This is a genomic window from Micromonospora sp. NPDC092111, assembly GCF_044755745.1.
Lineage (GTDB): Bacteria > Actinomycetota > Actinomycetes > Mycobacteriales > Micromonosporaceae > Micromonospora.
This window is the reverse complement of record NZ_JBIVRQ010000020.1, coordinates 18,230-42,488: the sequence shown is the minus strand read 5'-3', so window position 1 is coordinate 42,488 and position 24,259 is coordinate 18,230. Positions and strand designations below refer to the sequence as shown.

Below are 24,259 nucleotides of genomic sequence, written 5' to 3'. Positions count from 1 at the left end.
CGATCGGACGGCAACCGACGCACCGTCGTCGGATCGACGGGTGGCGACCGGTGTGGCGGTGGGTCGGTTTGGCTTTCCGGCGGGTCGGGCATCTAGCTGTCGCGACAGGAACCACACACACCGTGTGACACATCTTGAGGAGGAGGGCGACCGTGGAGCTCACCGTTTGGGGCATCGTCACCGCGCTCGTTGTTGGTCTCATCGTCGGCGCGCTGGGTCGCCTGGTCGTGCCGGGCCGTCAGAACATGCCGATCTGGCTGCACATGCTGATCGGTGTCGGTGCGGCCCTGCTGGGTACCGTGCTGGCGCGGGCGATGGGTATCGCGACGCAGACCGCCGGTATCGACTGGGCCGAGTTGCTGGTGCAGGTCGTGCTCGCCGCCATCGCCGTGGCCCTGGTGGCGGGGGTGGGTCGCCGGCGCAGCATCACCCACCGGTAGTCGGCGACACCGCAACGCTCAGCGGGCGCCCGTACCCCTTCCGGGGGCGGGCGCCCGCTCGCGTCGTGCCCCCTGGCCCCGGACCGTGGCCCCGGGCGATGCCGGGAGAACCGCCGGTGACGGGCGGTCTCGACCGGATCGTTACCGAAGACGGTTTGGAGAATCCCCGCTTCGGGAACTTATCGATCACGACAGGAACCACACAATCGTGTGACATACCTACAGAAGGAGGACGGTCGTGGAACTCACCGTCTGGGGCATCATCACCGCGCTCGTTGTCGGTCTCATCGTCGGCGCGCTGGGTCGCCTGGTCGTGCCGGGCCGTCAGAACATGCCGATCTGGCTGCACATGCTGATCGGTGTCGGTGCGGCCCTGCTGGGTACCGTGCTGGCGCGGGCGATGGGTATCGCGACGCAGACCGCCGGTATCGACTGGGCCGAGTTGCTGGTGCAGGTCGTGCTCGCCGCCATCGCCGTGGCCCTGGTGGCGGGGGTGGGTCGTCGCCGCAGCATCACCCACCGGTAATCCGCCCGCCGGTCACCGACCGGTCGGCCACGACACTCAGCGGACGCCCGCCCCGAGCCGTGGGGCGGGCGTCCGCTCGTGCGCGTACCGCCGCCGGTGGCGCGGCAGGCCGGCCGACGCCCCGACGATGTGGCGCGGCAGGCCGGGCCGGCGACCCGCCGACGGCCGCCGGCCGGGCGGGTCGCGGGGCTGCCTGGCGGGTCGTCGCCTGCGATACGGTCGCCTCGCCGCACGCCCCCCTGTCGTAAAGGAATTTTTCCTACTAGGGTGCGGCAGGGAAGGTTAGTGCCAGACGGCGTGAGGGAGAAGTGGCGTGAACAGGTGGAAGCGGCTGGCTCCGGTCACCGCCGTCGTGGCCTCGGCCGCGATGGTGCTCGCCGGCTGCGGTGGCTCCGGTGACGACGAGGCCGCCGACAACAGCAAGTTGACGGTGTGGATGATGGGCGAGGGGAGCGACGCCCAGACCAAGTTCCTCGACGGCGTCGAGACCGAGTTCCGGCAGCAGCACCCCGACACCGACGTGGTGGTCCAGTACATCCCCTGGCTGGAGGCGCCGAAGAAGTTCCAGGCGGCGCTCGCCGGCGGTGCGGGCCCGGACGTCACCGAGCTGGGCAACACCGAGACCCAGGGCTGGGCGGCACAGGAGGCGCTCGCCGACGTCACCGGCAGGTTCGGCGGCTGGGCCGACGGCAAGGACGTGCTGCCGGACCTGGTGCGGAACGCCCAGCTCGACGGCAAGCAGTACGGCGTCCCGTGGTACGCCGGCGTGCGCGCCATCTACTACCGCACCGACTGGTTCGCCGAGGCCGGCGTGCAGCCGCCGAAGACCTGGGAGGAGCTGGTCTCGGTCGCCAAGGCGGTGCAGGCCAAGAAGCCCGGCACCTACGGCATCGCCCTGCCGGGCAACTCCGAGCTGCCGTTCTACTCCTTCCTCTGGGGTGCCGGCGGTGAGATCGCCACTGACCAGGGCGGCACCTGGAAGTCCGGCTACACCAGCCCGGAGGCGCAGCGGGCGGTCACCTTCTGGACCGATCTGGTGACCGTGCACAAGGTCGCCCCGCCGGCCGCCGCCGGCTGGAACGAGATCGACGCCCGTACCCAGTTCGCCACCGGCAAGGCGGCGATGGCCTTCGCCGGTAGCTGGCAGGCCAACGCGATCAAGAAGGACAACCCCGACATCGAGCGGGTCTGGGGCACGTTCCCGATCCCCGGCCCGGACGGCAAGCCGGCCCCGGCCTTCGCCGGCGGCTCGGACATCGCCCTCTGGCAGGACAGCAAGAAGCAGGACCTGGCCTGGGACTACCTGACCGTCCTGCTGAACAAGAAGAACGCCCAGACCTTCGCCAGCAGCCTCGGCTTCTTCCCGGTCTACTCCGACCTGGTGCGGGGCGGCGACTACGCCAACGACAAGCTGATGGCGGCGTTCGCCACCACCATGCAGAGCACGCGGGTGACCCCGCTGACCCCGAAGTGGGTGGAGGTCAGCCGGACCAAGACGGTGACCCAGGCGATGAACAGCTCGGTCATCAAGGGGCAGAAGACGGTCGAGAAGGCCACCGCCGACGCGGCCGCCGAGATGGAAAGCATCCTCAACGCCAGGTGAGCACGCTGACCAAGCCCACCCGGCCGGCCGCCGCGCGGAAGACCTCCGCGCGGCGGCGGCCCCGGGTGGACCGCCTGCCGTACCTGCTCCTGCTGCCCTGTCTGGCGGTCATCGGGGTACTGCTGCTCTGGCCGCTGGGCCAGGTGGTGGCGATGTCCTTCTTCAAGCTGGACAGCGTCCGGCAGTTGCGCGGCGACCGCGAGTGGCCGTTCGTGGGGTTGGCCAACTACACCCAGATCCTCGGCGACCCGTTCTTCCGTACGGTGCTGCGCAACACGGTGCTCTTCGCCGCGACGAACGTGCTGCTGACGATGGTGCTGGGCACCCTGGTCGGGCTGCTGCTCAACCGGCTCGGCCGGAAGATGACCACCTTCGTGGCGAGCTGCGTGATGCTGGCCTGGGCCACCCCGGCGCTGACCGGCACCATCGTCTGGAAGTGGATCTTCGATGACACCTCCGGCCTGGTCACCTGGGCGTTCAATGCCCTGCCGGACGGGCTGTCGCAGGCCCTCTTCGGGCGTACCGACTGGTCCGGCTACGGCTGGTTCAACTCGCCGCTGCTCTTCTTCGCCATCCTGACCCTGGTGGTGGTCTGGCACTCGTTCCCGTTCATCGCGGTGAGCGTGCTCGCCGGGCTGAAAAGCGTACCGAGCGAGCTGCACGAGGCGGCCCGGGTCGACGGGGCCGGCCCGTGGAAGGTCTTCTGGAAGATCACCTTCCCGCTGCTGCGACCGGTCTTCGGGATCCTGGTGGTGCTCTCCACCATCTGGGACTTCAAGGTCTTCACCCAGCAGTTCGTGCTGGCCGGCGGCACCCAGGACCGGCCGACGTTCATGCTCTCCATCTACTCGTACGCCGAGGCGTTCTCGCCGCCGCCCAAGTACGGCGTGGGCTCGGCCATCGCGGTCATCCTCACGCTGATCCTGCTGGTGGTCACCGGCCTGTACGTCCGGATGGTGCTCAAGCAGGAGGACGAGTAGTGAAGAAGGTCGCCCTCAACGGCGCGGGCCTGCTGGTGGCGCTCTTCGCCGCGTTCCCGGTCTACTGGATGATCGCCACGTCGCTCAAGCCGAACCGGGAGATCTTCTCGACCACACCCCGGCCGGTGCCGGCCCACCCGACGCTGGAGCACTACCGGGAGATCCTGACCGGGAACCTGATCCCCGGGGTCACCTTCGTCGACTTCTTCCTCAACAGCGTGCTGGTGGCGGTGAGCACGGTCCTGCTCAGCGGCCTGGTCGCCCTGCTGGCCGCGACGGCGGTGGCCCGCTTCCGGTTCACGCTGCGGACCAGCTTCCTGATCCTGCTGCTGGTGGTGCAGATGATCCCGCTGGAGGCGCTGGTCATCCCGCTGTTCCTGATGATCCAGCGGTTGGGTCTCTACAACACGTTGCCCAGCCTGATCCTCACGTACCTGGGCTTCTCGCTGCCGTTCGCGGTCTGGATGCTGCGCGGCTTCGTGGCGGCGGTGCCGAAGGAGTTGGAGGAGGCCGCGGCGATAGACGGGGCGAGCCGGGCGCAGACCTTCCGCCGGATCCTCTTTCCGCTGGTCGCGCCGGGCCTGGTGGCGACCAGCATCTTCTCCTTCATCACCGCCTGGAACGAACTGATCTTCGCGTTGACCTTCGTCAACGACCAGGACAGGTACACCCTGCCGGTGGCGATGACCTTCTTCTTCGGCCGGGACGACACCGCCTGGGGTTCGGTGATGGCCGCCTCCACGCTCTTCACCCTGCCCGTGATCATCTTCTTCCTGCTGGTGCAGCGGCGGATGGTCTCCGGCCTGGTGGCCGGCGCGGTCAAGGGCTGAGCCCGGCGCGGTCAAGGGCTGAGCCCGGCGCGGACCCGACGGGGCCGATCGTGACCACCCCGGCCGCTAGGCTGGCCGCCATGACGGGCAGGGTGGCGGCGGTGAACCTCGGCGTGGTGACCGAGGCGGCGTGGGCGGGCGGCGCGAGCGGTCGCAGCGGCATCGACAAGCGGCCGGTCGACGGGCCGGTGCTGCTGCGGGCCGACGGCGTGGCCGGCGACTTCATCGGCGAACGGGCCCACCACGGCGGCCCCGACCAGGCGGTCTACGCCTACGCCGAGGAGGACGCCGGCTGGTGGTCGGCCGAGCTGGGTCGCGCCATCGGCCCCGGCGGGTTCGGCGAGAACCTCACCACCTGGGCGGTGGACGTGACCGGCGCGGTGATCGGCGAGCGCTGGGCGGTCGGCTCCGCGCTGCTCCAGGTCACCAAGCCGCGCACCCCGTGCACCACCTTCGCCGGCTTCTGGGGGGTGCCCGACCTGATCAAGCGGTTCACCGCCCGGGCCGCGCCCGGGGCGTACCTGCGGGTGCTGCGCGACGGCGAGGTGGGCACGGGCGACCCGGTCGAGGTGGTGGACCGGCCGGCGCACGGGGTCACGATCGGCGAGGTCTTCCGGGCCACCAGCCTGGAGCCGGAGCTGCTGCCCCGGCTGCTCACCGCCCCGGAGCTGCCGGAACCGCTGCTGGAGAAGGTACGCCGCCGGCTGGCCGGCAGCCGCTGACCCGGCTCAGCGTTCGGCGCGATCGGCGAAGACCTCGGCCAGCACCCGTGGCTCGGCCGGCCGGCCGTCGGAGACCTTCGCCCACCGGCCGTTGTCCGCGCTCCACTCCAGGCCGCCGTAGCGGACCCGCTTCACCCCGTGGTCGGGGGCGTGCGAGACCAGCCAGTGCGCGTACCGCCAGCCGTCGCGGGAGTCCGTCGCGGACACCGTCACGCCGGTCAGCTCGGCCACCGCGCCCGCGTCGGGCAACCCCCAGTCCAGGGTCAGGCCACGGGTCAGCTCCGCCACCGCGGCCTCACCCCGCATCACCGGGGTACGCCCCACCGTGCAGGCCACCGCACCGGTCGCGTCGCCGAGCAGGGCCCGGGTCAACACCTGCGACTCGTCCGCCCACTTCTGGTACGCCGTGGGGTACGCCGAGCGCTGCACCGCCTGGGCCGCCTCGGTGACCTCCATCTCCTCCCAGCCGCGTACCTTCTTCAACGCCGCGTAGAACCGGGTGGCCGCGTAGCGCTCGTCGCGGATCTGCTTCGCGGTGCCCCAGCCCTGGCTGGGGCGCTGCTGGAAGAGGCCGAGCGAGTCCCGGTCGCCGTGCGCCAGGTTGCGCAGGCCCGACTCCTGGTACGCGGTGGCCAGGGCGACCACCACGGCCCGTTCGGGCATCCGCCGCTGGATGCCGATCGCGGCGATGGTGGCCGCGTTGGCCATCTGGTCGGCGTCGAGCAGCACGGTGCCGTCGGCCTGGACCGTGCAGGTGCGGCTGGCGGTGGGCAGCCGGAGTTGCCCCCCGAGCTGACGGACTCCCCAGACTCCGAGCATGGCGAGCACCGCCACCACGACACCGGCTGCCACGAATGTCCGAGTTCGCACCCGCACCTCCTGTTTCAGGGTCCGCCAAGCGTACGTCTCCGAAAACCCGAACCAGGTCGGCCGACCGGTTCACCTTCCCGGAAGGTTGTGAAGAAAACCGTCCCAAGCACCACAGAGCCGGCCACCCCTCCCAGCCCGCCTCTCAGCCCGCCCTACCGCCCCGCCTCTCAGCCCGCCCGCTCTCCCTGACCGCCCTCGGCACCAACCACCCATCGAGCCAATCTCTTCTCCCGGAACGCCAGCACACCCTCCCGGCCCTCCTCGGACAGGAAGTAGCCGGTGGACAGGGCAGCGAGGTCGGCGACCTCGGCGCGCAGGTCGGTCGCCGCCGGCCGGCGCAGCAGTTCCTTCGTCCCGGCGAGCGCCTGCGGGGCACCCCGGACCAGCGACGCGCAGAACCGCGCCACCGCCGCGTCCAGCCCGTCCGCCGGCACGGCGGCGGTCACCAGGCCGACCTCGGCGGCCCGCCGGCCGTCGAAGGTGTCCCCGGTCAGGTACAGCTCGGCGGCGGCCCGGGGGTGCAGCCGGGGCAGCACTGTCGCCGAGATGACCGCCGGGACCACCCCGATCCGCACCTCGGTGAAGGCGAACGTCGCCTCCTCGGCGCAGACCGCCAGGTCGGCCGCCGCGATCAGGCCCAGCCCACCGGCCCGGGCCGGCCCGGCCACCTTCGCCAGCACCGGCTTCGGGCACTCCCGGACCGCCACCAGCACGTCCCCGAGCATCCCGGCCGGCACCGATCCGCTGGCGTACGCGGCGGCGGTCTCCTTCAGGTCCGCCCCGGAGCAGAAGACCGGACCGGTGTGGTCCAGCACGATCACCCGGACCGCGTCGTCGGCCACCGCCGTGGCGATCCCGGCCAGCAGCTCGGTCATCAGCGCGGTGGACAGCGCGTTGCGGTTGTGCGGGCTGTCCAGGGTGAGCGTGGTCACCCCACGGGCCGTGGCGACCCGTACGAGGCGGTCGGGAGAGGTCATGCCGGGCACACTAGTGGCCATGCCCGGCGTCCTTCCAGATGGCGAGACCGTCCCCGTCGACGGGTCGCTGCCCGCCACCGCCCTGCGCACGGTCGGCGCGCGCGGCTTCGGCGTGTACGTCCACGTGCCGTTCTGCGCCAGCCGCTGCGGCTACTGCGACTTCAACACGTACACCGCCGCCGAGTTGGGCGGTGGCGCCGACCGCGAGTCGTACGCCGACACCGTGCTGGCCGAGCTGGCGCTCGCCGCCCGGGCGCTCGGTGACAACCCGCCGCCCCGGGTCGACACCGTCTTCGTCGGCGGCGGCACCCCGACCCTGCTGCCCGCCGACGACCTGGCCCGGATCCTGGCGGGCATCGACCGCACCTGGGGGCTGGCCGCCGACGCCGAGGTGACCACCGAGGCCAACCCCGAATCGGTCACCCCGGAGTCGCTGAAGACGCTGCGGGCCGCCGGTTACACCCGGATCTCGCTGGGCATGCAGTCTGCCGCCCCCGGCGTGCTGGCGATCCTCGACCGCAAGCACCGACCCGGCCGGGCCGCCGACGCCGCGCGGGAGGCCCGCGACGCCGGGTTCGACCACGTCAACCTGGACCTGATCTACGGCACCCCGGGGGAGCGCGCCGAGGACTTCGCCGCCTCGCTGGACCAGGTGGTCGCCGCCGGGGTGGACCACGTCAGCGCGTACGCCCTGATCGTGGAGGACGGCACCCGGCTGGCCGCCCGGATGCGGCGCGGCGAGCTGCCGTACCCCTCCGACGACGTGGCGGCGGACCGTTACCTGGCCGCCGAGGCCGCCCTCGACGCGGCCGGCTTCTCCTGGTACGAGGTCTCCAACTGGGCCCGCGCCGAGGCGGCCCGGTGCCGGCACAACCTGCTCTACTGGACCGGCGCCGACTGGTGGGGCCTCGGCCCCGGCGCGCACAGCCACGTCGGCGGGGTGCGCTGGTGGAACGTCAAGCACCCCGCGACGTACGCGCAGCGGCTCGCCGCCGGGGAGTCGCCCGGGTTGGCCCGGGAGGTGCTCACCCCCGGCGAGGCGCACATGGAGGACGTCATGCTCCGGCTGCGGCTGGCCGCCGGGCTGCCGCTGGCCGCGCTGGACCCGGCGGGGCGGGCCGGCGCGGCCCGGGCGCTCGCCGACGGGCTGCTGGACCCGGCGGCGTACGCGGACGGGCAGGCCGTGCTCACCCTGCGCGGCCGGCTGCTGGCCGACGCGGTGGTCCGCGACCTGCTGCCCTGAGTGGTGCCCGGCCGGCCGGGGGAGCGGCCGGCCGGCGCTCACTTGATGAAGCTGGTGGACATCGGGTAGCGGTAGGGCTGCCCCTCGTTCGCCTTCATGCCGGCGATGATGCCGAACAGGATCTGGATCACGACGACCGCGATGCTGGGCAGGAAGAGCAGGCACCAGCTCACGAAGAGCAGGACGAACGCGATGATCGACCAGAGGATCTGGAAGTTCAGGGCGGCCAGCGCCTGCGCCCGGACGGCCGGCGACTGCTGACCGCGCACCAGGTACGCGATCAGCGGGGCGACGAAGCCGAGCGGGCCGAAGCTGATCAGCGCGCCGGCGGCCCCGCCGAAGTGCGCGACCAGCGTCCAGGTCTTGTCCTCGTTGTTGGCGTAGCCGCCGGTCGGGGCGCCGTACGCGCCGCCGGTCGGATAGCCGCCAGGCGGGGGGTAGCCGCCCGGCGGCGGGTAGCCGCCCGACGGGGGCTGGTCACCGGTGGGCGGGGGATAGCCGCCGGGCGGGGGATAGCCGCCCGCCCCGGGTGCCCCGGACAGTGGTGCGGTGGGAGGCTCGTATGGCGAGCCCGAGGGGGCGGTCGGGTCCGGCTGGGCGCCGGGGTCCCCCGCGCCGGGAGGGCGAGGTGGTTCAGTCATGCACGTCACGGTAGGGGCTGCCGGCAAGGGTGCACCAGAGCGACACTGGTGAGGTTGCCGTCGACGTTCGGTCAACGACCCGCCGGCGGGGACGTACCGGGGGTCCGACGTTGATCATCGCGGCGGCGGTGGTGCGGACGTAGACTGGCACTCGCTACAGTCGAGTGCCAGAGCGCTCGTCCGGGCGCGACAGGTGTCCCGGGCCGACGTGCGTCAGGAGGTGGGAGATGGGTCTCGACGACCGCAAGCTGGCCGTGCTGCGGGCGATCGTCGAGGACTACGTCGCCACGCAGGAGCCCGTCGGCAGCAAGGCGCTGGTCGAGCGGCACCAGCTCGGGGTGTCCCCGGCGACAGTCCGCAACGACATGGCCGTGCTGGAGGAGGAGGGCTACATCCGCCAGCCGCACACCAGCGCCGGCCGGGTGCCCACCGACCGTGGCTACCGCCTCTTCGTCGACCGGCTGTCCCGGGTCAAGCCGCTCAGCCCGGCCGAGCGCCGGGCCATCGAACGCTTCCTGGTCGGCGCCGTCGACCTGGACGACGTGGTGCACCGCACGGTCCGGCTGCTGGCGCAGCTCACCCGGCAGGTCGCCGTGGTGCAGTACCCCAGCCTGGCCCGCTCCTCGGTGCGCCACCTGGAGCTGGTGCCGATCTCCACCACCCGGCTGATGCTGGTGATGATCGCCGACACCGGCCGGGTCGAGCAGCGGCTGGTCGAACTGGCCGCGCCGGTGCCCGTCGAGGACGTCACCGACCTGCGCCGGCTGGTCAACGAGAAGCTGGTCGGCAGCCGGCTGTCGGAGACCCCGCCGCTGGTCCAGGCGCTGGTCGAGGAGTGCGCCCCGCACCTGCGCGGCGCGATGACCACCCTCTCCACCGTGCTGCTGGAGACCCTGGTCGAGCGGCACGAGGAGCGGATCGCGCTGGCCGGCACCGCCAACCTCACCCGGGGTGGCCTGCTCGACTTCCAGGGCTCGCTGCGCCCCATCCTGGAGGCGCTGGAGGAGGAGGTCGTCCTGCTCAAGCTGATCGGTGAGGCCGAGCCGAGCACCACCCGGGTGCTGATCGGCGACGAGAACGAGGTCGACAACCTCCGGGCCGCCTCGGTGGTCAGCACCGGGTACGGCCCGGGGGCGACCATCCTCGGCGGGATGGGCGTGCTCGGCCCCACCCGGATGGACTACCCCGGCACCATCGCCACGGTGCGGGCCGTGGCACGCTACGTGGGCGAGCTGCTGGCCCAGAACTGACCAGTCAGGGCCGACGGCCGGCTCCGGCCGCCGACCGGCGCAACGCGAGACGAACATGAGGACACGGAACGCAGTGGCCAGGGACTACTACGGCATTCTCGGCGTGAGCCGGGAGGCCTCCGACGACGAGATCAAGCGTGCCTACCGCAAGCTGGCGCGGCAGTTCCACCCGGACGTCAATCCGGACCCGGAGGCACAGGAGAAGTTCAAGGACATCAACGCCGCGTACGAGGTCCTGTCGGACGACCGGAAGCGGCAGATCGTCGACCTGGGCGGCGACCCGCTCGCCCCGGGCGGCGGGGGCGCGGGCGGCCCGGGTGGCCCCGGCGGCGCGGGTCCGTTCGTCGGCTTCCAGGACATCATGGACGCCTTCTTCGGCGGGGCGGCCGGCGGCGCGCGAGGTCCCCGACCCCGGACCAGGCCGGGCGCCGACGCCATCCTGCGGCTGGAACTCGACCTGCACGAGACCGCCTTCGGCGTCGAGGCCCCGATCACGGTCGACACCGCCGTACTCTGCACCACCTGCACCGGTGCGGGCACCGCCGCCGGCACCCACCTGGCCACCTGCGAGGCGTGCGGCGGCCGGGGCGAGGTGCAGTCGGTGCAGCGGACCTTCCTCGGCCAGGTGGTCTCCGCCCGGCCGTGCACCGTCTGCCAGGGTTACGGCACCACCATCCCGCACCCCTGCCCGACCTGCGCCGGCGACGGCCGGGTACGGACCCGCCGCTCGCTGACCGTCAAGATCCCGGCCGGGGTCGAGGACGGCATGCGGATCCGGCTGGCCCAGCAGGGCGAGGTGGGCCCGGGTGGCGGCACCGCCGGTGACCTCTACGTCGAGATCCACGAGCGCCCGCACGACGTCTACTCCCGCAAGGGCGACGACCTGCACTGCCGGGTCACCGTGCCGATGACCGCCGCCGCGCTGGGCACCCGGCTGACCATCAAGACCCTCGACAGCGAGGAGACGGTCGACGTCAAGGCGGGCACCCAGCCGGGCAGCACGCTGCGGCTGCGCGCCCGGGGCGTGCCGCACCTGCGCGGCACCGGCCGGGGTGACCTCTACGTCCACCTGGACGTGCGGACCCCGACCAAGCTCGACGCCGACCAGGAGAAGATGCTGCGGGACTTCGCCAAGACCCGGGGCGAGGAGGTCGCCGAGCTGTCCAAGCAGGGCGGCTTCTTCTCCCGGATGCGCGACGCCTTCAACGGGCACGCCTGATCCGGCCTGGCCGCCCCGGCGTCCGTCGGGGCGGCTAGCCTGATCGTCGTGTCCGCACCGCTGTTCCTGGTCGAGTCGCTGCCCACCGCCGACCAGCTCACCCTGGACGGCCCCGAGGGGCACCACGCCGCCACCGTGCAGCGGCTGCGGGTCGGCGAGGAACTGCTGCTCGCCGACGGCCGGGGCGGCACGGCCGGTGCCGTGGTCACCGCCGTCGGCCGGGGCACCCTCGATCTCACCGTCACCTCCCGTGGGTACGTCGACGCGGACGTCCCCCGCCTGGTGGTGGTGCAGGGCATCGCCAAGGGCGACCGGGGTGAGTTGGCCGTGCAGGCGATGACCGAGGTCGGGGTGGACGAGATCGTGCCCTGGGCGGCCTCCCGCTCGGTGACCCAGTGGCGCGGCGACCGGGGCGTACGGGCCCGGGACAAGTGGGTGGCGACCGCCCGGGAGGCGGCCAAGCAGGCCCGCCGGGCCTGGCTGCCGGTGGTGGCCGGGGCCCCGGACGAGTCCACCGCCACGGTGGCCCGCCGGATCGCCGGGGCGGGTGCGGCGTTCGTGCTGCACGAGGAGGCCGACGAGCGGCTGACCACCGCCGGGTTGCCCGCCACCGGCGAGATCGTCCTGGTGGTCGGCCCGGAGGGGGGCATCGCCCCGGCCGAGTTGACCGCCTTCACCGAGGCCGGCGCCCGTCCCGTCCGCCTCGGCCCGTCGGTCCTCCGCACCTCCACGGCCGGCGTCGCCGCCCTCACCGTCCTGGCCACCCGGCTGTCCCGCTGGTGACCCGCCCGCACCGTCCCGGGGTGGGGTGTCAGGTGCGGAGGTGGGAGGCGCCGTTGAGGTCGAGGACGGTGCCGGAGGTCCACTCCGCCTCCGGGCTCGCCAGCCAGTGGATGGCGGCGGCGATCTCCTCGGGGCGGGCGACCCGGTTGAAGGGGCTCTGCGCGCGGATCGCCGCGCCCTGCTCGCCGGTCAGGTACTCCGTGGTCATGTCGGTCTCGACGAAGCCGGGGGCGACCGTGGCGACGGTGATGCCGTACGGGGCGAGGGCGACCGCGAGGGACTGGCCGAGCGCGTTCAGCCCGGCCTTGCTGGCGCCGTACGCGGGCTGGTCCGGCTCGCCCCGGAACGCACCCCGGGAGGAGACGTTGACGATCCGGCCACCGCGTCCGCGCATGTGCTGGGCGGCGCACCAGGTGACGTTCCCGGCGCCGGTCAGGTTGGTCTCCAGGACCAGCCGCCACTGCTGCTGCCACTGGGCGTAGGAGGCGCCGAAGACCGGGTGCGGGGCGTCCCGTTCGCCGTACACGCCGGCGTTGTTGACCAGCACGTCCAGGCCACCGAGCCGGTCGGCCGCCTCGTCCACCATGGCCCGTACGGCCTCCGGGTCGGTGAGGTCGGCGCGGACCACCAGGTGGCCGTCGCCGGGCAGTTCGTCGCGGAGCGCCCGGGCCGCTGCCCCGGAGTCCCGGTGGTGGATCGCCACCCGGTCCCCGCCTGCCGCGAACATCCGCGCCACCGCCCGGCCGATGCCGCGCGAGGCCCCTGTCACCAGTACCGCCCGATCCGCCATGGCGGCCATCCTGCCGCAACGGTGTGCGGGGAGGTGAGCAAGGGTCGCTGCCGCCACCGGGCGCGGGCAGGTGAGCGAGGTCGTTCCGCTACCGGCGGCGGTTGCCGGGTGCGTTTCCTTACACTGCCCCGATGGGATCCGACTGCCTGTTCTGCCGCATCGTCGCCGGGGAGATCCCGGCCACCATCGTCCGGGAGACCGCCACCACCCTCGCCTTCCGCGACATCCAACCGAAGGCGCCGGTGCACGTGCTGGTGGTGCCGAAGGAGCACTACGCCGACGTGGCGACGCTCGCGCAGGGTGATCCGGCGCTGTCCGCCGAGGTGCTGGCCACGGCCGCCGCGGTGGCCGAGGACGAGGGGCTGACCGGCGACGGTTTCCGGTTGCTGTTCAACACCGGCGCGTACGGCGGGCAGGAGGTCTTCCACGTCCACGCGCACCTGCTCGGTGGCGCGCCGCTCGGCCCGATGCTGGCCCGGGACCTGGCGTGACGGTGGCGTCCGACCGGTTGGCGCGGATGGTCCGGCAGGTCCAGGAACGGGCCCGGGTACCGGCCCTGGCGGTGGCCCTGCACCGGGCCGACCGTCCGCTGTGGACCCTGGAGGTGGGCGGCACCGGCAACGACACCGTCCTCGGCCCCGGCACCCGGTTCCGGATCGGCTCGGTCACCAAGACCTTCACCTCCGTACTGGTGCTGCAGTGCCGCGACGACGGGCTGCTCGACCTGGACGACCCGCTGAGCCGGCACCTGGACCTGCCGGCGCACGGCGAGCTGACCGTGCGCCGGCTGCTCTCGCACACCGCCGGCCTGCAACGCGAGCCGTACGGGGACGTCTGGGACACGCTGCGCGCGCCGCAGGTGGACGAGCTGGTCGCCGACCTGGCCCGGGTGGAGCGGGTGCTGCCCGCCGGCCGCCGCTACCACTACTCCAACCTGGGCATGGCGTTGCTCGGCCGGCTGGTTGGCGCGCTGCGCGGCGGCACCTGGGCGGAGGTGCTCACCGAGCGGGTGCTCGACCCGCTGGGGCTGGCCGCCACCTCGGTCACCCCGGGACCGGCGGCGGCGACCGGGTTCCTGGTCGACGCGTACTCCGACGAGGCCCACCCCGAGCCGCCGACCGACTTCGGCGCGGTGGGCCCGGCCGCCCAGCTCTGGAGCACCGCCACGGACATGGCCCGCTGGGCGGCGTTCCTGGCCGACCCGGCGGCGCTGGACCCGGCCGGGGCGGTGCTGGCCCCGACCACGCTGGACGAGATGCGCTGGCCGGTGACCACCACCGACGAGACCGCCTGGACGGCCGGTTTCGGGCTCGGCCTGATCCTGGTGCCGTACCCGGACCGGGTGGTGCACGTGGGGCACGACGGCGCGATGCCCGGCTTCCTGGCCGGGGTCTACGGCCGCCGTGGCGGCGACGGCACGGCCGGCGCGATGGGCTGCGCGGTGCTCGCCTCGTCGGGGACGGCGGGGGAGGCGCTGGAGCTGCCGCACCGGCTGCTCGCCGCCGCCGCCGAGCACGACCCGGCGGACGTCGTGCCGTGGCGTCCCGGCCCGGGTGCGCCCGGCCCGCTGCGTGGCCTGCTGGGCCGCTGGTGGGGCGAGGGCTTCGAGTACGTCTTCTGCTGGCAGGAGGGGGCGCTGCGGGCCCGTGGCGCGGACGACCCGGCGGGGAAGCCACCGGCGGTCTTCGCGCCCGTGCCCGACTCCCCGGACGTGTTCCGCACCGTCTCCGGGCGGGAGGCCGGCGAACTGCTCCGGCTCACCCGGGACGCCGCCGGGACGGTGGTCGGGATGCACTGGGCGACCTACCGGTTCACCCGCCACCAGGAGACCTTCGACCGGTACGACTTCCGCGCCTGACCCGGTCCGGTCGGGCGGTGAGCGCGTCGGAGGTCATCCGTCCGTGCCGCCGCCCGCCCCCGGTCCGCCCGGACGGGCGACCCCCGGCACGGCCGCGCCGTTTCGGCGAGGTGGTGGTGTCGGCGTGCCCCGGACGCCACCGTGTCCCGCACCCGGCGGCGGGGCCGCAGGCGGCGGAAATGGGCGCGGTGCCGCCGCTGTTGAACCGATACGATGGGCGTATCGTCCGCACGCCGCGCCAGCAGGGCCGGCGCCGAGATGGAAGCAGGTGGCACAGGGCCCGACGGCCCGACCTATGACCGGCACCCCACCTCCCGGCCCGCCCCGGGTGCAGACCAGGATCACGGTTCCCGACTCCAAGATCATGGTCAACCTGCTCGGCGCGGGCGACGAGATCCTCCGGCTCGTCGAACGCTCGGTCAGCAGTGACGTGCACGTGCGCGGCAACGAGATCACCATCACCGGCGCGCCCGCGGACAACGCTCTCGCCGAGCGCCTCTTCAGCGAGCTGCTCGAACTGATCGAGAAAGGCGAGACCCTGACCACTGACGCTGTCCGGCGTACCGTCGGCATGCTCGAGCAGGGCGGTGCCGAGCGGCCCGCCGAGGTCCTCACCCTCAACATCCTCTCCCGGCGCGGGCGCACCATCCGCCCCAAGACGCTCGGCCAGAAGAAGTACGTCGACTCGATCGACGCGAACACCATCGTCTTCGGGATCGGCCCCGCCGGCACCGGCAAGACCTACCTGGCGATGGCGAAGGCCGTCCAGGCGCTCCAGGCCAAGCAGGTCAGCCGGATCATCCTCACCCGGCCGGCGGTCGAGGCGGGGGAACGGCTGGGCTTCCTGCCCGGCACCCTGAACGAGAAGATCGACCCCTACCTGCGCCCGCTCTACGACGCGCTGCACGACATGCTCGATCCGGAGACCATCCCGAAGCTGATGGCCGCCGGCACGATCGAGGTGGCGCCGCTGGCGTACATGCGGGGCCGCGCGCAGCCGTACGACGCAAAGGTGCTGACTCCGGAAGGTTTCCGGCCGTTCGGGTCGTTGCGGGTCGGTGACCTGGTCATCGGCTCGAACGGGACGCCCACGCCGGTGATCGGCATCTACCCGCAGGGCCCCAAGCAGGTCTACCGGGTCACCACCCAGGACGGCGCCTCCACCCTCTGCTGCGGTGAACACCTCTGGACCGTCGCCACCCCGGAGGACAAGCGGCGCGGCGGTCGGCGCACCGTCGAGACGCGCGAGATGATCGGAAAGGAGCGGCGGGGCCACCTCCGCCGGTACGAGCTTCCGGTCGTGGCGCCCGTGCGGCTTGAGTCGCAGGACGTTCCGCTCGACCCGTACGCCCTCGGTCTGCTGCTCGGCGGCGGCGCCATCTCGTCGCGGGCCACCCCGGCCTTCTGCACCGCCGACCCGGAGCTCGCCGACGCGCTTGAGGGAGCGCTCGCCGACATCCAGCTCGTGCGCAAGAGCGACGACGACCACGTGCTCCGGCACGTCAACGGTCACCGGGGCGGGGTGATCGTCGCCAACCCGGTGACGCTCGCCATCCGCGAACTGGGTCTCGCCGGTGCGAAGTCGGGGACCAGGTTCGTGCCCGACGTCTACAAGCAGAACAGCCTCGACGTCCGGCTGGCCGTCCTGCAGGGGCTGCTGGACGCCGACGGGGGGCCGGTCGTCCAGGCGGGGCGTACCTGTCGGGTGCAGTACTCGACGACGTCGGCCCGGTTGCGGGACGACGTCGTCCACCTGGTCCAGTCGCTCGGTGGGGTGGCGACCTGGCGGGTGCGGGAGGCTGAGGGACGCACGCCCGGTCTGGCCAACGGGCATCCGGTCCCGGATCGCGCCGACGCCTACGTCGTGGAGATCCGGCTACCGGCCGGTGTCCCGCCGTTCCGACTGGCCCGCAAGCGCCAGCGGTACGACGAGCACGGCGGCGGACGGCCGATGCGGTTCATCGACTCGATCATCCCGGCCGGGGTGCAGGAGACGATGTGCATCCAGGTCGCGGCCCAGGACTCGTTGTACGTGACCGACGACTTCCTGGTCACCCACAACACCCTCAACGACGCGTTCATCATCCTGGACGAGGCGCAGAACACCACGCCCGAGCAGATGAAGATGTTCCTCACCCGGCTCGGCTTCGGTTCCAAGATCGTGGTGACCGGTGACGTCACCCAGGTGGACCTCCCCGGCGGGACGACCAGCGGCCTGCGGGTCGTCCGGGAGATCCTGGAGAACGTCGAGGACGTGCACTTCGCCCAGCTCTCCAGCTCGGACGTGGTCCGGCACAAGCTGGTCGGGGAGATCGTCGACGCGTACGCCCGCTGGGACGAGCGGGAGAACCAGCAGGCGCAGGGCGTGCACGCTGTCCCGGGGCGGCCCGCCCAGGGCGGCCGGGCCGGCCGGCGCCGCTAACACCCAGAGGAAGACAACTTGTCCATCGAGATCGCCAACGAGTCCGGTGTCGAGGTCGACACCGACGCAGTGCTCGCCGTGGCCCGGCACGCCCTCGACGAGATGGGGGTCAACCCCCTCGCCGAGCTCTCCGTGCTGCTGGTCGACATCGGCTACATGACCGAGCTGAACCACCGCTGGATGGGCGGCGACGGCCCGACCGACGTGCTCGCCTTCCCCATGGACGAGGGCAGCGTCGACCACGGCCCGGGGGAGAGCGCGCCGGCCGGCGGTGAGCCGGCCCTGCTCGGCGACATCGTGCTCTGCCCGGAGGTGGCGGCCAAGCAGGCGGCCACCGCCGGGCACTCCGCCGCCGACGAGCTGCACCTGCTCACCGTGCACGGCGTGCTGCACCTGCTCGGCTACGACCACGCCGAGCCGGAGGAGGAGCGGGAGATGTTCGCGCTCCAGGCTCGGCTGCTGGCTAGCTGGCGGTCGACCCGGTCCCGGTGATGGACACCCTCGCGGCCGGTCCGACAGCCGGCCTTCCCGACCTTGAGCTGATCTTCTTCGCGGCCGGGCTGGTGGTGCTCGCCGGCCTGATCGCGATGACCGAGGCCGCGCTGGCCGCGGTCTCCCCGGCCCGGGCCGCCGAGCTGGCCCGGGACGGGGCGCGCGGCGCGCGTACCCTCCAGGCCGTCGCCGGTGACGTGGTACGCCACCTCAACCTGCTGCTCCTGCTCCGGCTGCTCGCCGAGCTGACCGCCACCACCCTGGTGGCCCTGGTCGCGGTGGACAGCTTCGGGGCCGGCTGGCGGGCGGCGCTGATCACCGCCGGGGCGATGACCGTGGTCAGCTTCGTGGTGGTCGGCGTGGCCCCGCGCACCCTGGGCCGGCAGCACGCGTACGCGGTGGGTCGGGCGGTGGCGCCGTTGGTCCGCTGGCTGGGCCGGGCGCTCAACCCGCTCGCCTCGCTGCTGATCCTGATCGGCAACGCGGTCACCCCGGGGCGCGGCTTCCGGGAGGGGCCGTTCGCCACCCAGGTGGAGCTGCGTGAGCTGGTCGACCTGGCCGAGCAGCGTGGCGTGGTGGAGCACGGCGAACGCCAGATGATCCACTCGGTCTTCGCCCTCGGCGACACCATCGCCCGCGAGGTGATGGTGCCGCGTACCGAGATGGTGTGGATCGAGGAGGGCAAGTTCCTCGGCCAGGCGCTGACGCTCTTCCTGCGCTCCGGATTCTCCCGGATCCCGGTGATCGGGGAGAGCGTCGACGACGTGCTCGGCGTGCTCTACCTCAAGGACCTCATCCGGCGTACCCGGGGCGGCGACCCGCGCTCGCACCAGACCCCGGTCGCCGAGCTGATGCGTCCGGCCACCTTCGTGCCGGAGTCCAAGCCGGTCGACGACCTGCTGTCGGAGATGCAGGCCGCCCGCAACCACCTGGTCATCGTCGTCGACGAGTACGGCGGCACCGGCGGCCTGGTCACCATCGAGGACATCCTGGAGGAGATCGTCGGCGAGATCACCGACGAGTACGATGTCGAACGCCCGCCGGTCGAGCACCTGGAGGACGGCGCGGTGCGGGTCACCGCCCGGCTCCCGGTGGAGAACCTGGGCGAGCTGTTCGACACCGACCTGCCCACCGACGAGGTGGAGACGGTCGGTGGGCTGCTGGCCCAGGCCCTGGGCCGGGTGCCGATCCCCGGTGCCCACGCCGAGGTGGCCGGGCTGAAGCTGCTCGCCGAGGGCACCACGGGCCGGCGCAACCGGATAGACACCGTGCTGGTCAGCCGGGTGCCGTCGAACGGCGAGCCGGAGTCCCGCGACAACCAGAACAAATCCGAGGAGAGGCAACCCGCCGATGCCTGAGACACCCGCCGTGCCGGCCGCCCGGCCCACCCCGTCCGACCCGGCCGAGTTGAGCGCCGAGGACGGCAAGCTGGTCGTGCTGGCCCGGGGAGCCCGGGGTCGGGTGGGTGCGGTCGAGGGCGCGGCCGTCCGTGACCAGGACGGCCGGACGTACGCGGCGGCGAGTGTGGTGCTGCCGTCGCTGACCCTCACCGCGCTCCAGTTGGCCGTCGCCTCCGCGGTGGCGGCCGGGGCGAGCCGGCTGGAGGCGGCCGTGGTGGTGACCGAGGCGTCGACGCTGGACGGCGCCGGGCACGCCGCGGTGCGTGACCTGGCCGTCGACGCGCCGATCCACGTCGCCGCGCCGGACGGGACCGTCCTCGGCACGGTGGTCGAGTGACCGGCGTCGAGCAGCGGCCGTACCGGGCGGGTTTCGCCTGTTTCGTCGGACGGCCGAACGCCGGCAAGTCGACGTTGACCAACGCGATCGTCGGCACCAAGATCGCGATCACCTCGAACAAGCCGCAGACCACCCGGCACATCATCCGGGCCGTGCTGCACCGGCCGGACTCGCAGCTCGTCCTGGTCGACACCCCCGGCCTGCACCGGCCCCGGACGCTGCTCGGCGAGCGCCTCAACGACCTGGTCCGCACCACCTGGAGCGAGGTCGACGTGATCGGCCTCTGCATCCCGGCGGACGAGCCGGTCGGCCGGGGCGACCGGTTCATCAGCGGCGAGCTGGCCGAGCTGAAGGCCACCGTGCTCGCCGTGGTCACCAAGACCGACCTGGTCGCCAAGAAGCGGCTGGCCGAGCAGTTGCTGGCGGTCAGTGAGCTGGGTGAGTTCGCCGCCGTGGTGCCGGTCAGCGCGGTCTCCGGGCACCAGGTGGACACCCTGGTCGACGTGATGACCGGCTACCTGCCGCCGTCGCCGCAGCTCTACCCGGACGACATGCTCACCGACGACCCGGAGCAGGTGCTGGTCGCCGAGCTGATCCGGGAGGCGGCCCTGGAGGGCGTCCGCGACGAGCTGCCGCACTCCATCGCCGTGGTGGTGGAGGAGATGATCCCCGAGGGCAAGCTCATGAAGATCTACGCCGACCTCTACGTCGAGCGGTCCAGCCAGAAGGCGATCGTGATCGGCCACCGGGCCAGCCGGCTCAAGGAGGTCGGCACCACCGCCCGGCGGCAGATCGAGGAGCTGCTCGGCACCCGGGTCTACCTGGACCTGCACGTCCGGGTGGCGAAGGACTGGCAGCGCGACCCGAAGCAGTTGCGCAAGCTGGGGTTCTGAATCCGGCTGGCCGGCCGGCGATCAACCCACTGATTCGGCCGGTCCGGCCGCCGAATCCGGTCGAGCTCGTGGGAAGTTTCACATTCTGCCCGGTTTGCCAGCGGTTTCACAGGCTGGGGTCGGAGGGTAGGGGGCGTTTGTCCCCCCGCCCCCGACATAGATGCAGCCTCATGCGTAACCGATACCTTGACCTGCTCCGCTTCCTGGCCATCGTCCGGGTCGTGGTCTACCACGTCACCGGGTTGGCCACGCTGACCCTGATCTTCCCGGCAATGTCGATCATGTTCGCGCTCGCCGGGTCGTTGATGGCGGCGTCGCTGGACCGGTCCGGCGTGCCCGCCGTGGGGCGCCGGCTGCGCCGCCTGCTGCCCTCGCTCTGGGTGGTGGCGGCGGTCTTCGTACCGGCCATGCTGCTGACCGGGCTGGCGTTCACCCCGAGGGTGGTGCTCTGGCTCTTCCCGATCGCCGACCCACCGGCCAACTACTGGGGCGCGCTCGCGCTGAGCCCGATCTGGTACCTGCGGGACTATCTCTGGTTCGTCCTCGCCTCGCCGGTGGCGCTCTGGCTGTTCCGGCGGGCCCCGCTGCCCACCCTGGCCGCGCCGTACGCCCTGCTGGCGGCGATCGAGGTGGGCATCCTGCCGACGACCTCGCCGGTGCTGCGCGACTTCGGTCTCTACTTCGGCGCCTGGCTGCTCGGCTTCGCCCACCACGACGGCCTGCTGCGCCGCCTCGCCAACCGGGTGCTGGTGCCGGTGGCGCTGCTGCTCGCCGGGGCCGGCGCGGCGTGGATCCTCAGCCACCCCGGCCCGCGCGGGTACGACCTGAACGACATCCCGCTGGGCAACGCCCTGTGGTCCGCGGCGTTCATCCTGGTGGTCATCGGCCGTGCCCCGACCGCCGCCTGGGTGGACCGCAACCGGACCTTCGGCCGGCTGGTGACGATGGTGAACCGGCGGGCCCTGACCGTCTACCTCTGGCACATGTCCTTCGTGGTGGCGCTCACCCCGCTGGTCGGTCTGGTCGGCTGGTCCCCCCGGGACCCGTGGGGGCTGGCGATCCGGGTGGTGCTGGTCTTCGTCCTGGTCGGCGTGGTCACCCTGCTGGTCGGCTGGGTGGAGGACGTGGCGGCCCGGCGCCGCCCCGAGCTGGTCCCCGGCCGTCGCCCGGCCGCGCCCCGGCCCACCGGCGTGCCGACCAGCCCGGCACCGGCCGGCGTGCCGACCAGCCCGGCACCGGCGGGTACCGCGCCCTGGCCGGGCGCCGGCCCGGCGGAGGACCGGCCGGGAGCCGCCCTGCCGGTCGGGGCCACCGGCCGGGCGCGCGCCCCGGCACCGCGCACGCCGGAAGCCGGCACCGCCGAGGTCAAGGCCCGCTGAGGTACGCCGGGCGGCGGTCACCGCTGGGCGACGGTCACGTTCCCGCTGCCGGTGCTCAGGTCGAGCAGCAGCGGCGCGGCCGGGTCGTCGGTGACGCCGATCCGCGCGTCCCCCGAGCCGGTGTTCGACTTCACCCGGTACCGGCCGGCGGGCACTACCAGCTCGACGTCGCCGCTGGCGGCGTGCGCCCGGACCGAGACCGCCGTGTCCAGGGCGAGCGTGACGTTGCCGGAGCTGGTCTCGGCCGAGACCTGGTCGCCGAGCCTGGTCCCGGTGACGTCGCCCGAGGACGCGCGCAGGTCGACCGGGCCGGTGACGCCCAGCACCTCGATGTTGCCCGAGCCGGTCTCCGCCCGTACCGGGCCGCTGGCGTCGGCGACCCGGATGTTGCCCGAGCCGAGCGTGAAGTCGACCGGACCGACCTTGGTCAGCTCCACGTCGCCGGACCCGGTCTCGCCCTGCACCCGGACGCCGGCCGGGGCGGTCACGTCGTACGACACCGAGCAGCGGGGGCCGCAGTCGGCGTCCAGCACCAGCTCGTCACCGGTGATCCGGTAGGTGATGTCGGGCTGGCCGCCCTGGTAGCGGACCACCCGCCTGATCTGCACCCCGGTGGCCGGACCGGTGGCCCGGATCACGATGTCTCCCGCGCCGGGCCGTACCGTGATCCGGGCGATCCTCGCCGCCTCGGTGGTGTCGAAGTCCAGCCGCCGGAACGACAGGGTGTCGCACCCGGCGGTGAGGATGAGGGCGGTGGTCGCGGCCAGGACGACCGCGGTACGGGGGAGAGCCATGCCCAGCAACCTACGGCCGGTGCCGGGCCCGGCACATCGGGGTCGGCCCGCCGGTCCACCCCGAGCCGACCCTGATTTCCCACCCCGAGGGAGAATGGCCCGATGGCCGGGTACCGCCGACAGCTCTACCGCGACGACGCGGTGGTGCTGCGCGTGCAGAAGCTGGGCGAGTCCGACCGGATCATCACACTGCTGACCCGCCGGCACGGCCGGCTGCGCGCGGTGGCCCGGGGGGTGCGCCGCACCACCAGCAAGTTCGGCGCCCGGCTGGAGCCGTTCGGGCACGTCGACGTCCAGCTCGCCGGCGACCCCAAGGGCAACCAGGGCAGCTCGCTGCACACCGTCAGCCAGGTCGAGGGGATCGACCTGTACGGCAAGCGCTTCCTCGGCGACTACCCCCGCTACACGGCGGCCAGCGCGATCGCGGAGACCGCCGAACGGCTCACCCCGGTCGAGCGGGAGCCGTCGCTGCGGCTGTTCCAGCTCACCCTCGGCGCGCTGAAGGCGCTGTCCCGGGGCGAGCACGCCACCACGCTGGTGCTCGACGCGTACCTGCTGCGGGGGATGGCCCTGGCGGGCTGGGCCCCGGCGCTGACCGCCTGCGCGGTGTGCGGCACCCCGGGGCGGCACCGGGCGTTCTCCGTACCGGCCGGCGGCGCGGTCTGCCCGGACTGCCGGCCGCCCGGCGCGGCCCACCCCGCCCCGGCGACCATCGACCTGATGTCCGCGCTGACCAGCGGCGACTGGGTGGTCGCCGACGCCACCGAGACCGGGGTACGCCGGGAGTGCAGCGGCCTGGTCGCGGCGCACCTGCAGTGGCACCTGGAGCGCGCGCTACGCTCGCTGCCGTTGGTCGACCGGGGGACCCCGGGGGCCGGTGCGGCCGGGCCGCCGGGGGGCGGCGGGCCCGGTCCGGTGCCGCCACCACGGGCCGGCGGGCAGGGTGTGGACAGGGAGATGACCGAGTGATCCGATCGATGAGGGCCGGCCGACGTGAGCCGATGCCGCCGACACCGCACCCGTCGGGCGCCCGGCCGCCGGCGTTGCCCACCGAGGCGCTGCCGAAACACGTCGCCGTGGTGATGGACGGCAACGGCCGCTGGGCCAAGGAGCGCGGCCTGCCCCGCACCAAGGGCCACGAGCAGGGCGAGTTCAGCCTCTTCGACACCATCGAGGGCGCGATCGAGCTGGGCGTGCCCTACCTGTCGGCGTACGCCTTCTCCACCGAGAACTGGCGGCGCTCGCCGGACGAGGTCCGGTTCCTGATGGGGTTCAACCGGGACGTCATCCGCCGTCGCCGTGACCAGCTCGTCGACCTGGGCGTCCGGGTGGTCTGGTCGGGGCGGGCCGGGCGGCTGTGGAAGAGCGTCATCGCCGAGTTGCAGACCGCCGAGGAGATGTCCCGGGGCAACTCGACGCTGACCCTCCAGTTCTGCGTCAACTACGGCGGCCAGGCGGAGATCGCCGACGCCGCCGCCGCGATCGCCCGGGACGTGGCGGCCGGCCGGCTCGACCCGGCCAAGGTCACCGAGAAGACCGTGGCGAAGTACCTCTACCACCCGGAGATCCCCGAGGTGGACCTCTTCCTCCGCCCGTCCGGCGAGGAGCGGATCTCCAACTTCCTGCTCTGGCAGACGGCGTACGCGGAGTTGGTGTTCCTGGACACCCTCTGGCCGGACTTCGACCGCCGGCACCTCTGGTACGCCTGCGAGCTGTACGCGCAGCGCGACCGCCGGTTCGGCGGGGCGCTGCCCAACCCGGTCGCCCCGCCGGCACCGGGCCGGCCGGGGAACTGACCCGGCCGACCCGG

24 protein-coding genes and 3 pseudogenes are annotated in these 24,259 nt (G+C 73.0%); 22 read left to right on the top strand and 5 right to left on the bottom strand.

Annotated elements, in window-relative coordinates:
* Positions 1-152: 152 nt before the first annotated feature.
* The 6 genes from ACIQG9_RS26845 to ACIQG9_RS26820 all read left to right on the top strand — a co-directional run bounded on the left by ACIQG9_RS26845 (position 153) and on the right by ACIQG9_RS26820 (position 5,101).
* Positions 153-440, top strand: coding sequence for a GlsB/YeaQ/YmgE family stress response membrane protein (locus ACIQG9_RS26845; RefSeq protein WP_400407630.1), 288 nt, complete (start codon positions 153-155; stop codon positions 438-440).
* 238 nt (positions 441-678) lie between these two features.
* The gene (locus ACIQG9_RS26840) at positions 679-966 is read left to right on the top strand and encodes a GlsB/YeaQ/YmgE family stress response membrane protein (RefSeq protein WP_400407628.1); all 288 of its coding nucleotides are present in this window, start codon (positions 679-681) and stop codon (positions 964-966) included.
* Positions 967-1,279: 313 nt separating this feature from the next.
* Entirely contained in the window at positions 1,280-2,569 is a 1,290-nt protein-coding gene (locus ACIQG9_RS26835) for a sugar ABC transporter substrate-binding protein (RefSeq protein ID WP_400407626.1), read from the top strand.
* Positions 2,566-3,549, top strand: a complete 984-nt coding sequence (locus tag ACIQG9_RS26830; RefSeq protein WP_400407624.1) for a carbohydrate ABC transporter permease — start codon at positions 2,566-2,568, stop codon at positions 3,547-3,549. The genes ACIQG9_RS26835 and ACIQG9_RS26830 overlap by 4 nt, the downstream gene beginning before the upstream one ends.
* Positions 3,549-4,379 (top strand): carbohydrate ABC transporter permease, encoded by an 831-nt coding sequence (locus tag ACIQG9_RS26825; RefSeq protein ID WP_400407622.1) that lies wholly within the window; start codon positions 3,549-3,551, stop codon positions 4,377-4,379. The genes ACIQG9_RS26830 and ACIQG9_RS26825 overlap by 1 nt, the downstream gene beginning before the upstream one ends.
* Before the next feature lie 80 nt (positions 4,380-4,459).
* On the top strand, positions 4,460-5,101 hold the full coding sequence (locus tag ACIQG9_RS26820) for an MOSC domain-containing protein (protein WP_400407620.1): 642 nt from the start codon (positions 4,460-4,462) through the stop codon (positions 5,099-5,101).
* A gap of 6 nt (positions 5,102-5,107) precedes the next feature.
* On the opposite strand, the gene ACIQG9_RS26815 is transcribed toward ACIQG9_RS26820, so the two are convergent.
* Positions 5,108-5,977, bottom strand: coding sequence for a hypothetical protein (locus ACIQG9_RS26815; protein ID WP_400407618.1), 870 nt, complete (start codon positions 5,975-5,977; stop codon positions 5,108-5,110).
* A gap of 161 nt (positions 5,978-6,138) precedes the next feature.
* Positions 6,139-6,948 (bottom strand): enoyl-CoA hydratase-related protein, encoded by an 810-nt coding sequence (locus ACIQG9_RS26810; RefSeq protein ID WP_400407616.1) that lies wholly within the window; start codon positions 6,946-6,948, stop codon positions 6,139-6,141.
* Between the two features lie 19 nt (positions 6,949-6,967).
* Here ACIQG9_RS26810 and hemW point away from each other — a divergent pair, with 19 nt between their 5' ends.
* Positions 6,968-8,191, top strand: coding sequence for a radical SAM family heme chaperone HemW (gene hemW, locus ACIQG9_RS26805; RefSeq protein WP_400407615.1), 1,224 nt, complete (start codon positions 6,968-6,970; stop codon positions 8,189-8,191).
* A gap of 38 nt (positions 8,192-8,229) precedes the next feature.
* Here the strand turns inward: hemW and ACIQG9_RS26800 are convergent, their stop codons facing one another.
* Complete coding sequence (locus tag ACIQG9_RS26800; protein WP_400407613.1) at positions 8,230-8,832, bottom strand: DUF4870 domain-containing protein; 603 nt, start codon at positions 8,830-8,832, stop codon at positions 8,230-8,232.
* A 227-nt stretch (positions 8,833-9,059) separates the two neighbouring features.
* Between ACIQG9_RS26800 and hrcA the strand changes: the two genes are divergently transcribed.
* The 3 genes from hrcA to ACIQG9_RS26785 all read left to right on the top strand — a co-directional run bounded on the left by hrcA (position 9,060) and on the right by ACIQG9_RS26785 (position 12,084).
* On the top strand, positions 9,060-10,082 hold the full coding sequence (gene hrcA, locus ACIQG9_RS26795; RefSeq protein ID WP_400407611.1) for a heat-inducible transcriptional repressor HrcA: 1,023 nt from the start codon (positions 9,060-9,062) through the stop codon (positions 10,080-10,082).
* Between the two features lie 73 nt (positions 10,083-10,155).
* Positions 10,156-11,301, top strand: a complete 1,146-nt coding sequence (gene dnaJ, locus ACIQG9_RS26790) for a molecular chaperone DnaJ (protein ID WP_400407705.1) — start codon at positions 10,156-10,158, stop codon at positions 11,299-11,301.
* 48 nt (positions 11,302-11,349) lie between these two features.
* Complete coding sequence (locus tag ACIQG9_RS26785; protein ID WP_400407609.1) at positions 11,350-12,084, top strand: 16S rRNA (uracil(1498)-N(3))-methyltransferase; 735 nt, start codon at positions 11,350-11,352, stop codon at positions 12,082-12,084.
* Positions 12,085-12,112: 28 nt separating this feature from the next.
* Here ACIQG9_RS26785 and ACIQG9_RS26780 read toward each other — a convergent pair whose 3' ends face one another.
* Complete coding sequence (locus tag ACIQG9_RS26780) at positions 12,113-12,874, bottom strand: SDR family NAD(P)-dependent oxidoreductase (protein ID WP_400407607.1); 762 nt, start codon at positions 12,872-12,874, stop codon at positions 12,113-12,115.
* Positions 12,875-13,005: 131 nt separating this feature from the next.
* Here ACIQG9_RS26780 and ACIQG9_RS26775 point away from each other — a divergent pair, with 131 nt between their 5' ends.
* From ACIQG9_RS26775 to ACIQG9_RS26730, 10 genes and pseudogenes are all read left to right on the top strand, one after another.
* A complete protein-coding gene (locus ACIQG9_RS26775) occupies positions 13,006-13,365 on the top strand; it encodes a histidine triad nucleotide-binding protein (protein WP_400407605.1) in 360 nt (119 codons plus the stop codon).
* Complete coding sequence (locus ACIQG9_RS26770) at positions 13,362-14,732, top strand: serine hydrolase domain-containing protein (protein ID WP_400407603.1); 1,371 nt, start codon at positions 13,362-13,364, stop codon at positions 14,730-14,732. Before ACIQG9_RS26775 ends, ACIQG9_RS26770 begins: the two co-directional genes overlap by 4 nt.
* 295 nt (positions 14,733-15,027) lie before the next feature.
* Positions 15,028-15,723, top strand: a pseudogene (locus tag ACIQG9_RS26765) (PhoH family protein); the annotation flags it as partial.
* A pseudogene (locus ACIQG9_RS26760) lies at positions 15,712-16,527 on the top strand (LAGLIDADG family homing endonuclease); the annotation flags it as partial. The pseudogenes ACIQG9_RS26765 and ACIQG9_RS26760, both read left to right, overlap by 12 nt.
* A gap of 267 nt (positions 16,528-16,794) precedes the next feature.
* Positions 16,795-17,154, top strand: a pseudogene (locus ACIQG9_RS26755) (PhoH family protein); the annotation flags it as partial.
* Between the two features lie 18 nt (positions 17,155-17,172).
* Positions 17,173-17,646, top strand: coding sequence for an rRNA maturation RNase YbeY (gene ybeY / locus ACIQG9_RS26750; RefSeq protein WP_400407601.1), 474 nt, complete (start codon positions 17,173-17,175; stop codon positions 17,644-17,646).
* Positions 17,622-19,004: a hemolysin family protein gene (locus ACIQG9_RS26745; protein WP_400407703.1), complete on the top strand. Its 1,383-nt coding sequence runs from the start codon at positions 17,622-17,624 to the stop codon at positions 19,002-19,004. Before ybeY ends, ACIQG9_RS26745 begins: the two co-directional genes overlap by 25 nt.
* Complete coding sequence (locus ACIQG9_RS26740; protein ID WP_400407599.1) at positions 18,997-19,383, top strand: cytidine deaminase; 387 nt, start codon at positions 18,997-18,999, stop codon at positions 19,381-19,383. The genes ACIQG9_RS26745 and ACIQG9_RS26740 overlap by 8 nt, the downstream gene beginning before the upstream one ends.
* Positions 19,380-20,276, top strand: a complete 897-nt coding sequence (gene era, locus ACIQG9_RS26735; RefSeq protein ID WP_400407597.1) for a GTPase Era — start codon at positions 19,380-19,382, stop codon at positions 20,274-20,276. The genes ACIQG9_RS26740 and era overlap by 4 nt, the downstream gene beginning before the upstream one ends.
* Positions 20,277-20,446: 170 nt before the next feature.
* Positions 20,447-21,655, top strand: coding sequence for an acyltransferase family protein (locus ACIQG9_RS26730; protein ID WP_400407595.1), 1,209 nt, complete (start codon positions 20,447-20,449; stop codon positions 21,653-21,655).
* 17 nt (positions 21,656-21,672) lie between these two features.
* Here ACIQG9_RS26730 and ACIQG9_RS26725 read toward each other — a convergent pair whose 3' ends face one another.
* Entirely contained in the window at positions 21,673-22,449 is a 777-nt protein-coding gene (locus ACIQG9_RS26725) for a DUF4097 family beta strand repeat-containing protein (protein WP_400407593.1), read from the bottom strand.
* A 102-nt stretch (positions 22,450-22,551) separates the two neighbouring features.
* On the opposite strand from ACIQG9_RS26725, the gene recO reads away from it, so the two are divergent.
* Together recO and ACIQG9_RS26715 are read left to right on the top strand one after the other, a co-directional pair.
* The gene (recO, locus tag ACIQG9_RS26720) at positions 22,552-23,418 is read left to right on the top strand and encodes a DNA repair protein RecO (RefSeq protein WP_400407591.1); all 867 of its coding nucleotides are present in this window, start codon (positions 22,552-22,554) and stop codon (positions 23,416-23,418) included.
* Positions 23,419-23,450: 32 nt separating this feature from the next.
* Positions 23,451-24,245: an isoprenyl transferase gene (locus ACIQG9_RS26715; RefSeq protein ID WP_400407589.1), complete on the top strand. Its 795-nt coding sequence runs from the start codon at positions 23,451-23,453 to the stop codon at positions 24,243-24,245.
* Positions 24,246-24,259: the final 14 nt, after the last annotated feature.

What these genes read in the sequence shown, in the direction of transcription:
- ACIQG9_RS26715 (WP_400407589.1), top strand. Translation starts at nt 23,451, where the DNA reads ATGCCGCCGACACCGCACCCGTCGGGCGCCCGGCCGCCGGCGTTGCCC.
- ACIQG9_RS26800 (WP_400407613.1), bottom strand. Translation starts at nt 8,832, where the DNA reads ATGACTGAACCACCTCGCCCTCCCGGCGCGGGGGACCCCGGCGCCCAG.
- ACIQG9_RS26780 (WP_400407607.1), bottom strand. Translation starts at nt 12,874, where the DNA reads ATGGCGGATCGGGCGGTACTGGTGACAGGGGCCTCGCGCGGCATCGGC.
- ACIQG9_RS26810 (WP_400407616.1), bottom strand. Translation starts at nt 6,948, where the DNA reads ATGACCTCTCCCGACCGCCTCGTACGGGTCGCCACGGCCCGTGGGGTG.
- ACIQG9_RS26740 (WP_400407599.1), top strand. Translation starts at nt 18,997, where the DNA reads ATGCCTGAGACACCCGCCGTGCCGGCCGCCCGGCCCACCCCGTCCGAC.
- ACIQG9_RS26730 (WP_400407595.1), top strand. Translation starts at nt 20,447, where the DNA reads ATGCGTAACCGATACCTTGACCTGCTCCGCTTCCTGGCCATCGTCCGG.
- ACIQG9_RS26775 (WP_400407605.1), top strand. Translation starts at nt 13,006, where the DNA reads ATGGGATCCGACTGCCTGTTCTGCCGCATCGTCGCCGGGGAGATCCCG.
- hrcA (WP_400407611.1), top strand. Translation starts at nt 9,060, where the DNA reads ATGGGTCTCGACGACCGCAAGCTGGCCGTGCTGCGGGCGATCGTCGAG.
- recO (WP_400407591.1), top strand. Translation starts at nt 22,552, where the DNA reads ATGGCCGGGTACCGCCGACAGCTCTACCGCGACGACGCGGTGGTGCTG.
- ACIQG9_RS26725 (WP_400407593.1), bottom strand. Translation starts at nt 22,449, where the DNA reads ATGGCTCTCCCCCGTACCGCGGTCGTCCTGGCCGCGACCACCGCCCTC.
- hemW (WP_400407615.1), top strand. Translation starts at nt 6,968, where the DNA reads ATGCCCGGCGTCCTTCCAGATGGCGAGACCGTCCCCGTCGACGGGTCG.
- ACIQG9_RS26820 (WP_400407620.1), top strand. Translation starts at nt 4,460, where the DNA reads ATGACGGGCAGGGTGGCGGCGGTGAACCTCGGCGTGGTGACCGAGGCG.